The sequence below is a fragment of the Allobosea sp. P1_A7 genome (assembly GCF_056406775.1).
This window is the reverse complement of record NZ_JBFTZN010000263.1, coordinates 1-7,990: the sequence shown is the minus strand read 5'-3', so window position 1 is coordinate 7,990 and position 7,990 is coordinate 1. Positions and strand designations below refer to the sequence as shown.

Here is a 7,990-nt window from a genome sequence, read left to right as displayed (position 1 = left end):
CAATGCCGTGCCTGTGCGATCCGACGCTCGACGCTGCGGCTGTAAAGGGACATGGCGTAGCAGCAGATGAAGAAAACCCCGGCAGCAAAGACGTAGCCCTCGCGGCCGAGGCCCAGCCAGTTCGGGTCCTTTAGCGCCTGCCCGATGATGCCGAGCAGGTCAAACAGGCCAATGATCGAGACGAGTGTGGTGTCCTTGAACAGGTCGATCACCGTATTGACGATGCCCGGGACGGTCAGCCGGAAGGCCTGCGGCAACACGATGAGACGATGCGCGTTCCAGTAGCTAAGGCCGAGCGAGGCGGAGGCCTCGTATTGCCCCTTATCGATGCCCTGCAGCCCGCCCCGGACGACCTCGGCAAGATAGGCGGCGACGAAGAGCGAGAGTCCAACGATGGCGCGCAGCAGCCGGTCAAAGCTGGTGCCCTCCGGCAAGAACATCGGCAGCATCACCATGGCCATGAACAGCACGGCGAGAAGCGGCACGCCACGCAGCAGCTCGATAAAGCCGGTGCAGAGCCAGCTGATCGCCGGCAGGCTTGAGCGCCGGCCGAGCGCCAGAACGATGCCGATCGGGAGCGCGATCACGACCGTCGCATAGGTCAGCAGCACGTTGAGTGAGAGGCCGCCCCATTGGTCGGTGGGAACGACTGGCAGGCCCAAGACGCCACCGAGCAGTAGCGTGCCGGCGATGAGAGGGCAGAGCGTGACAAGAAGCAGTACGGAAAGCACCGGGCGCGGATTGCGTGGCCAGGCGGCCGCGACAGCAAAAACGAGCAGGACAAGCCCAGCAAGCTTGACGCGCCAGCGCTCCGGCGCCGGATAGCGACCGAAGAGGAACATGTCGATGCGGTCGGTGACGAAGGCCCAGCAGGCGCCGGTGCCGCAGACCGAGCGGCTCCGACCTTGGAACACGGCATCGGTGACGAACCAGTGCAGGAGTGGCGGCACCAGCACGACGAGCAGCGCAACGGTGAGGAGCGTCACCAGCCCCCCGCGAAACGAGCCGAAGAGATTCGTCCGGATCCAGCGGCGAATGATCGCCGTTGCCGAAGCAAGCTGCGGGCTGGGGTGCCTTGGGACGACAGTGACGATGGAGGTCGTTTCGGCGCTCGGCATCGTGCTTCCTAACGTTCCTTAAGCGCGAACCGGGCGTTCAGCCGCGCGAGCCCCGCCGAGACCAAGAGATTGACAGCGAGGAAGACGCCCATGAGGATCACCATCACCTCGATCGCACGGCCCGACTGGTTGAGCACCGTGCCGGCGAAGATCTGAACGATCTCCGGATAGGCAATGGCCGCGCCGAGCGAGGAGCTTTTGATCAGGTTGAGATACTGGTTGGTCATCTGCGGAATCATGACTCTGAGCGCCTGCGGCAGAATGACCAGCCGGAGCGTCGGCCAAGGCTTCAGCCCCAGGCTGTAGGCCGCCTCGCGCTGGCCCTTGGCGACGCCCTCGACCGAACCCCTGACGATCTCAGCGATGAAGGCGGCACTGTAGAGCGAAAGCCCGGCCCAGAGCGCGACGAACTCCGGTGGCATCACCATTCCGCCCGTGAAGTTGAAACCTTTGAGCGTCGGAGCGCTCCAGCCCGACAAGCTCGCCACCAGTGCGGCAAAGAGGGTGGGCGGTACCAGCCAGAGCCAGCGCGTGCCCTTGCGCCGCATTGGCAGGAAGTGACGCAGCAGCGGTACGAGGACGAGGCTCAGCACCAGCAGGGCAGCGATCAGGGGTGTCCTGTCGCCCGCCAGCGGATAGGGCAGGAACAGACCGCGGATATTGAGATAGAACAGGCCTCCCAAGGACAGGCTCTGGCGGGCCTGCGGCAAGAGCTGGAGCACGCCGACATACCAAAAGACGATCTGGAGGAGCTGCGGGGTGTTGCGGATCAGCTCGACGATGGCGCCCGAGGCGCTGCGCATCAGCCAGCTCGTAGAGAGACGCATCACGCCGAGCGCGAGGCCCAGGACAGTGGTGGTGACGACGCCGAGCGCGGAAACGAGCAGCGTATTTGAGAAGGCCGCGACCAACGCCATGGCGTAGCTGTCCGTCGGCCTGAAGTTCGTGATTTGGAACGGCATGGCGAAGCCGGCCGGGCGCCATAAAAAACTGAAGTCCAACTCCATGTTGCGGCGCGCGAGATGGCTCGCCGCATTGTGCCCGAACCAGATCAGGACGAGCAGGGCGATACCGAGGACCACGCCCTGCCAGAGCAGGGCGTGGGATGATTTCATGGGCCACAGCGCGGCGTTGCTGCCGGATGTGGATTTGGTCCGAGCCATGCCGGCGATCTCACCGGAACGGAAGAGGATAGTGCAGGCCACCCTGCGACCAGAGATTGTTCAAGCCGCGCGGCAGGCCGAGCGCCTTGGGGCCGAAATGGACGTCGTAGATCTCGCCGTAATTGCCGACCGCCTTGATGGCCCTGTAAAAGCCCTCGTTGTCGATGCCCAGTTGTTTGCCGAAATCGCCCTCGAGCCCGAGCAGGCGGCGCACGAAGGGGTCCTCGGACTTCTTCTTCTCATCGACATTGGCCTTGGTGATTCCAAACTCCTCGGCGGTCTTCAGCGCCGTGTCGACCCAGAAGACGATGTCGGACCAGCGATAGTCGCCGTCGCGCGTATGGAGGCCGAGCGGTTCCTTGGAGATGACCTCGGGCATGATTATCCAGTCGTCCGGCACCTTCATGGTGGAGCGGGCGGCGGCGAGCGAGCCGGTATCGTCCGAATAGCCGTCGCAGCGACCGGCCTCTGCGGCGGCGAAGGCTTCCTCCGACTTCTCGAAGAGCAGCGAGTTGATCGTCGTGCCTTTGGAGCGGGCGAAGTCGGCGATGTTGAGTTCGAGCGTTGCGCCGGTGATCATGCAGATTGTGGAGCCGTTCAGCTCCCCTGCAGTCTTAACCCCAAGGCTCTTGCGCACCATGAAGCCCTGGCCGGCGTAGAAATTGACTGCGACCTCGGTCAGGCCGAGGCCGATGTCACGGGCGAAGGTCATGGTCGAGTCGCGGATCAACACGTCGATCTCGCCGGACTGTAACACTGTGAAGCGGACCTTGGCGGTGGTGCCAACATACTTTACCTTCTTCGGGTCGCCCAGAACCGCAGCGGCGAGCGCTTGGCAGTAGTCGACGTCGAAGCCTTTCCAGGCGCCCCCGGAATCCTGGTAGGCGAAGCCGGGAATGCCGCTGTCGACGCCGCAGACCAACTCGCCGCGCTTCTTGATGGCTTCGGCCGTCGGCCCCGGGGCCGGCAGCGTCTGGGCGGAGGCGGCCGTGCTCAGCAGCGCGGCGCCGAGGGCGGACAGCATCGTCTTGAAGATGGTCCGATCTGCTTTATTCACGGTGACGATCCTTCTTCTTCGGGGCGGGCGGCTTCGTATCGAACCGGCTCGGCATGCCAGCCGTCCTTGCGCTTGGCCCAGTAGGTCTCGCGCAGCTTCTGGCTGATGGGGCCGGGACGATCGTTGTTGAGGATGCGACCGTCGAGGCGGCTCACCCCGATCGGGCCGCCGGCGGTCGAGGAGACGAGGATCTCGTCGGCGTTGCGCAGCTCCTCGACGGGCACGTCCCGAACCTCGCAGGGGAGACCGAGTTGGGCGCAGAGCTCGATGACGGAGAGGCGCGTGATGCCGCCGAGAACGTTGCGGTCTGGCGTTACGACGACGCCCTCGGTGATGCAGAAGACGTTGTAGCCCGGCCCTTCCGTGACGTTGCCGGCGGCGTCGAGCAGGATCGGATTGTCCGCTCCCCTCTCGTCCGCCTCGAACAGGGCGGCCGTCATGTCGGCCCAGTGGAAGTTCTTCGCCCGGGCGTTGACGGAAGCCTCGGGGATGCGCGGGGTCGAGGCGACGATCATATGGGCGCCGCGCTCGATCACCTCCGGTTTCATCAGCCAGACAAAGGGAATGGCGTAGGCGCAGAGATACGGGCGCGCGTTCTTGGGGTGATAATGCGTGCCGGGGAGGGGGCGTCCACGCAGGCAATCCATGGCGACATAGGCCTCCCGGAGACCAGCCAGCGCCACGAGCTTGTGCAGGATGCGGCGAATCTCGTCGTCGCTCTCGCGCGGGATGAGCCGCATCGCTTCCATCGAGGTGCGGAAGCGCTTGAGATGGTCGTCAAGCCGAAAGAAATTCCCGTCCCAGACGCTAACCACGTCGTAGGTCACGTCCGAGCGGCGAAAGCCCCAGTCGGTGATCGGGATGCGGGCTTCGGCGATCGGCATATAGGCGCCGTCGATGAAGGCTGCGCCACTCGCCCAGCGGGCGGCGTCGGTTGATGCGAAGGTGGAAGCGGTGACGTTCATCCTGGACCTCTTCGTCGCGGTTTCGGATCACGGGCAGCGAGCGGAATCCTCCGTCATGTGCCGGAGGGCCGCTGAAAAGTTTGGCAAAATTCGCGCTGCGCCCGGCTCCGGGCGCGACGGCGATTTCAGGCGGTCGGCAGCTCGGCAAGCACGGCGTCGAGGCCAATCCTTATCCGGCGGTACATCTCATCGAGTTCTGCCTCGGTGATGATCAGCGGCGGCGACAGCACGAGGCAGCCTTGCAGCGGGCGCAGGACTACACCTGCGGCCAGCGCCGCGTCGTAGATCTGAGTTGCGATGCCGCCCGGTACCAGCGAGGGCGCGGCATCCGCACCACTCCCGGAGCCCGGCAGTGCGACCTGAATGGCCCCGGCGAGGCCGAGGGCCCGGGTGGACGTAACGAGAGGGTGATCTTCAAGCGCCGCGAGCCCCTTGGCGAAGACGGGCGCGACGGAGCCGATATGCCCGAGAATGTCGCGCCGCTCGAAGATGTCGAGAACCTTAAGCGCAACGGCCGCAGCGACCGGATGAGCGCCATAGGTCGATCCGTGGTTGAAGATGCCCGCTGTTTCCGAACCGGCCTCCAACTCGTTGTAAAATTCGTCCGACATCACCACGGCCGAGATCGGCTGATAGGCACCGGAAAGCTGCTTGGCCGTGCTGAGGCAGTCGGGCTGGAAATCGAAGTTCTGGCAGCCCCACATCGTGCCGGTACGGCCGAAACCGGTCACGACCTCGTCGGAATACATCCGGATGCCGTAGTCACCGAGCAGAGCCTTGATCTTGGGGAAATAGCCGCGCGGCGGCGGGAACATGCCTGCCGAGACCGAGAGCGGTTCGGCGATGAAGGCCGCGACGGTCTCGGGCCCCGCCGCCTCGATGGCGTCGCGGATCTCAACGACGAGGCGATCCGCATATTGGTCTTCCGTCTCACCGGGCAGTGCGCCGCGCGGCCAAGTCGGGTGCGTGACGTGGATTACGTCGTCGGTGGGAACGCCGAAGGCCTCCTGCACCGCGGCGCCGCCGCCAAGTGCCGTCGTAAAGATAGTGCCGCCATGATAGCTCGCGCGACGCGAGATGACTTTGCGCCGCTTGGGCTCGCCGGCCACGCGATTGGCGTACCAAGTGAACTTGACGAGCTGGTCGTTTGCCTCTGATCCCGTCGTGGCGAACATGACATGGGCGTTCGGAATAGGCGCTGCGCGCGTCAGGCGCTCGGCGAGCTGCATCACGACGGGAACGGTCCTGTGGATGCCTGACGGGTACATCGGCAGCGCACGGAGCTGAGCGATAGCGGCCTCGATCAGCTCTTCGTCGCTGAAACCCAAGCCCACGCAATAGAAGGTCGAGACGGCCTCGATATAGTCCTTGCCATCCTCGTCATAGGTGAAAACGCCCTTGCCATTCGTAAAGACCAGCGGCCGTTCCTCGCGCAGTTTTTTGAGGTTCGAGAAGGGCAGCAGCAGCATGTCGGAGTGATGATTGGAAAGGCGTGCGGCGATGTTCATGACATGCAGCTTCCTGTGATCACAGTTGACAATCGAGGACTATATGGCAATGACGAWCCGCGTCAATCTCGCTCAAGATGATAAAGTATGCGGTGATTGGGCATGAAATGTGCAGCGTCCGTCTATGCTCTCGAGTGTGCATATGCATGCTGTGATCACGCCGTTGAAGCAAGAATGGGGTGATTTCCGTGGCCGCTCGCCTGCCGCATTCCCAGGTTGAGACGTCTCCGGAGCCCGAGCAGGCGAGCGGGTACATGATCGAGCGCGATGGCGCAAAGAACGCCAACACGCTCTCGATCCAGGTCTATGAGGGCTTGCGGCAGAGATTGCTCTCGGGTGGACTCTATCCCGGCGCCAAACTCTCGCTGCGGTCGCTTGCGACCGGCTTCGGCACCAGCATGCAACCCGTTCGCGATGCAGTGTCTTCGCTGGTGGCCGAGGAGGCGCTCGAGATAACGCCGGCGCGCGGGATCCAGGTCCCGGCGCTCGACCGGACCGTCTGCGACGACATCTGGCTGCTGCGCTCACTGACCGAGGGCGAGGCGGCGGCGCGTTTCGCCCAGCGCGCGCAAGAGGCGGATTTCCAGGCGTTGCAGGGGCTGACCGAGGCTGTACGCAGCGCCTACCGCGGGGGAAGTGTGGGCGAGCACATGCTCGCTTTCCACGATTGGTCCTTTTTCATCGCCGAGCGCTGCGGTTCGGCGATGCTGGCGGCGCTGATCCGGCGGCTGCGCGTCCGCAATGCGCCGATCATCGCGTTCTGCCTCAGCGTGAAAGTCCACGAGGAGCCCGACTTCATGGAGTTCTCGACGCATGTCATGGAAGAACTGGCGCTGGCGGTCCATACGCGCGATCCCGGTCGCATCCGCGACCTGCGCCGCGTCGATATCCTGACCTATCAGCGCTACCTGTACGCCCGCCTCGGCTGGACGCTGTAGCAAACGAGTTCCGAACCGGATCGAACCTATTCCTATTTGCCGGTCCACGTCGCCGCAAGCCTCGCCGCCGCGGCAAGTCCTCCGTGACGAACTCGGTCCGCTCGGCAAGGGGTGCCTGATACGCGTCTGTGGTCCGATTGCCCTCAACAACGCCTTCGATGCGGGGAGGCACGGACAGATCAGCGGCGCTCAGGCCCGACTTCTCGTCGAACTCTGCGCGAGAGAGGGGAGGTCTCGATCGGTATCGCGGAAGTAGCTTCTGATGGGGCCAATTCCCCGTCTATAAGTGGCGCCTGATTATCGAGCTTTGGGCCGAACCAAGCGAACAACAGGTCCAGAAAATTGACATTGCGACAAGCCAGATTCGATGCGCGAATTTCCCGTTGGCCAGACGGGTTCTCTCGTTGTGAGAAGAACTGAATTGGCAGCCGCCAGGACTCAGGCGAAGCACTGACCGGCATGCGAGGGCCGGCCGCGGTTCGAAGCAAAACCACGGACATGGCGCATGACCTCGCTCGCCAGGTTCGCGAGCAGGCCATATTCGTTGAGCGGGATCCGCTGAAAGCTTCTCCACAGCTCAAGTCGGCGCATAGCTCTGTTGATGATACTCACCGAATGCGCTTTGATATCCCGTACGCAATGACGGGGCTGACATGAAGATCGGCGATCGTTTGAGAGAACTCCGCCAGAGCCGAAAGTTGACCGTCCGAGCCGTCGCCTTGCGCTCGGGCGTCTCCCACTCCTCGATCTCGCTGATCGAGCGGGATTTGATCAGCCCCTCCCTCAACACGCTGCATGCGGTCCTCGACGCACTAGGGACGACCCTCTCGGGGTTCTTTCTCGATTTTCATGCGGTTTCGCCGCCGGATCCGTTTTGCCGCGCAGCGGATATGGCTGAAATCGGCCGGGCGGATGCCATTTCCTATCGCGTGATCGGAGCAGGTTACCCTAACCGCTTAATGCTGATGCTCCATGAAACCTATCCTCGGGGAGCCGATACCGGCGAAGCCTTCGTTCATTCGGCCCAGGAAGGCGGCCTCGTCATCCGCGGCGCGGTTGAGGTCACGGTGTCGGGCCGGACAGCGCTTCTGCAGCCAGGCGATGGTTATTATTTCGATAGCCGCGAGCCGCATCGTTTCCGCAACGCCGCGGACGAGCCGAGCGAGATCGTGAGCGCCATCACGCCCCCAACATATTAGACGTGTTCCTGAAAGGCGTTTACCAGAGAAGCACTCCGGACC

General features: G+C 63.6%; 7 protein-coding genes. 2 read left to right on the top strand and 5 right to left on the bottom strand.

Annotated elements, in window-relative coordinates; translation table 11 throughout:
* From AC1D34_RS30265 to AC1D34_RS30245, 5 genes are all read right to left on the bottom strand, one after another.
* Positions 1 to 1,118 (bottom strand): amino acid ABC transporter permease (locus tag AC1D34_RS30265; protein ID WP_476777101.1); only part of this gene is annotated, 1,118 nt, incomplete at its 3' end.
* Positions 1,119 to 1,126: 8 nt separating this feature from the next.
* Positions 1,127 to 2,233 carry an amino acid ABC transporter permease gene (locus AC1D34_RS30260; RefSeq protein ID WP_441509059.1) on the bottom strand — a complete coding sequence of 369 codons (1,107 nt, stop codon included), beginning with the start codon at positions 2,231 to 2,233 and terminating at the stop codon, positions 1,127 to 1,129.
* A 58-nt stretch (positions 2,234 to 2,291) separates the two neighbouring features.
* Positions 2,292 to 3,305 (bottom strand): amino acid ABC transporter substrate-binding protein, encoded by a 1,014-nt coding sequence (locus AC1D34_RS30255; RefSeq protein ID WP_441509061.1) that lies wholly within the window; start codon positions 3,303 to 3,305, stop codon positions 2,292 to 2,294.
* 29 nt (positions 3,306 to 3,334) lie between these two features.
* A complete protein-coding gene (locus tag AC1D34_RS30250; RefSeq protein ID WP_441509058.1) occupies positions 3,335 to 4,303 on the bottom strand; it encodes an aminotransferase class IV in 969 nt (322 codons plus the stop codon).
* 125 nt (positions 4,304 to 4,428) lie between these two features.
* On the bottom strand, positions 4,429 to 5,811 hold the full coding sequence (locus tag AC1D34_RS30245) for an aminotransferase class III-fold pyridoxal phosphate-dependent enzyme (protein WP_441509057.1): 1,383 nt from the start codon (positions 5,809 to 5,811) through the stop codon (positions 4,429 to 4,431).
* 188 nt (positions 5,812 to 5,999) lie between these two features.
* Between AC1D34_RS30245 and AC1D34_RS30240 the strand changes: the two genes are divergently transcribed.
* Together AC1D34_RS30240 and AC1D34_RS30235 are read left to right on the top strand one after the other, a co-directional pair.
* Positions 6,000 to 6,749, top strand: coding sequence for a GntR family transcriptional regulator (locus AC1D34_RS30240; RefSeq protein WP_441509056.1), 750 nt, complete (start codon positions 6,000 to 6,002; stop codon positions 6,747 to 6,749).
* A gap of 653 nt (positions 6,750 to 7,402) precedes the next feature.
* Complete coding sequence (locus tag AC1D34_RS30235; RefSeq protein WP_441509055.1) at positions 7,403 to 7,948, top strand: cupin domain-containing protein; 546 nt, start codon at positions 7,403 to 7,405, stop codon at positions 7,946 to 7,948.
* Positions 7,949 to 7,990: the final 42 nt, after the last annotated feature.

What these genes read in the sequence shown, in the direction of transcription:
- AC1D34_RS30255 (WP_441509061.1), bottom strand. Translation starts at nt 3,305, where the DNA reads ATGCTGTCCGCCCTCGGCGCCGCGCTGCTGAGCACGGCCGCCTCCGCC.
- AC1D34_RS30235 (WP_441509055.1), top strand. Translation starts at nt 7,403, where the DNA reads ATGAAGATCGGCGATCGTTTGAGAGAACTCCGCCAGAGCCGAAAGTTG.
- AC1D34_RS30260 (WP_441509059.1), bottom strand. Translation starts at nt 2,233, where the DNA reads ATGAAATCATCCCACGCCCTGCTCTGGCAGGGCGTGGTCCTCGGTATC.
- AC1D34_RS30245 (WP_441509057.1), bottom strand. Translation starts at nt 5,811, where the DNA reads ATGAACATCGCCGCACGCCTTTCCAATCATCACTCCGACATGCTGCTG.
- AC1D34_RS30250 (WP_441509058.1), bottom strand. Translation starts at nt 4,303, where the DNA reads ATGAACGTCACCGCTTCCACCTTCGCATCAACCGACGCCGCCCGCTGG.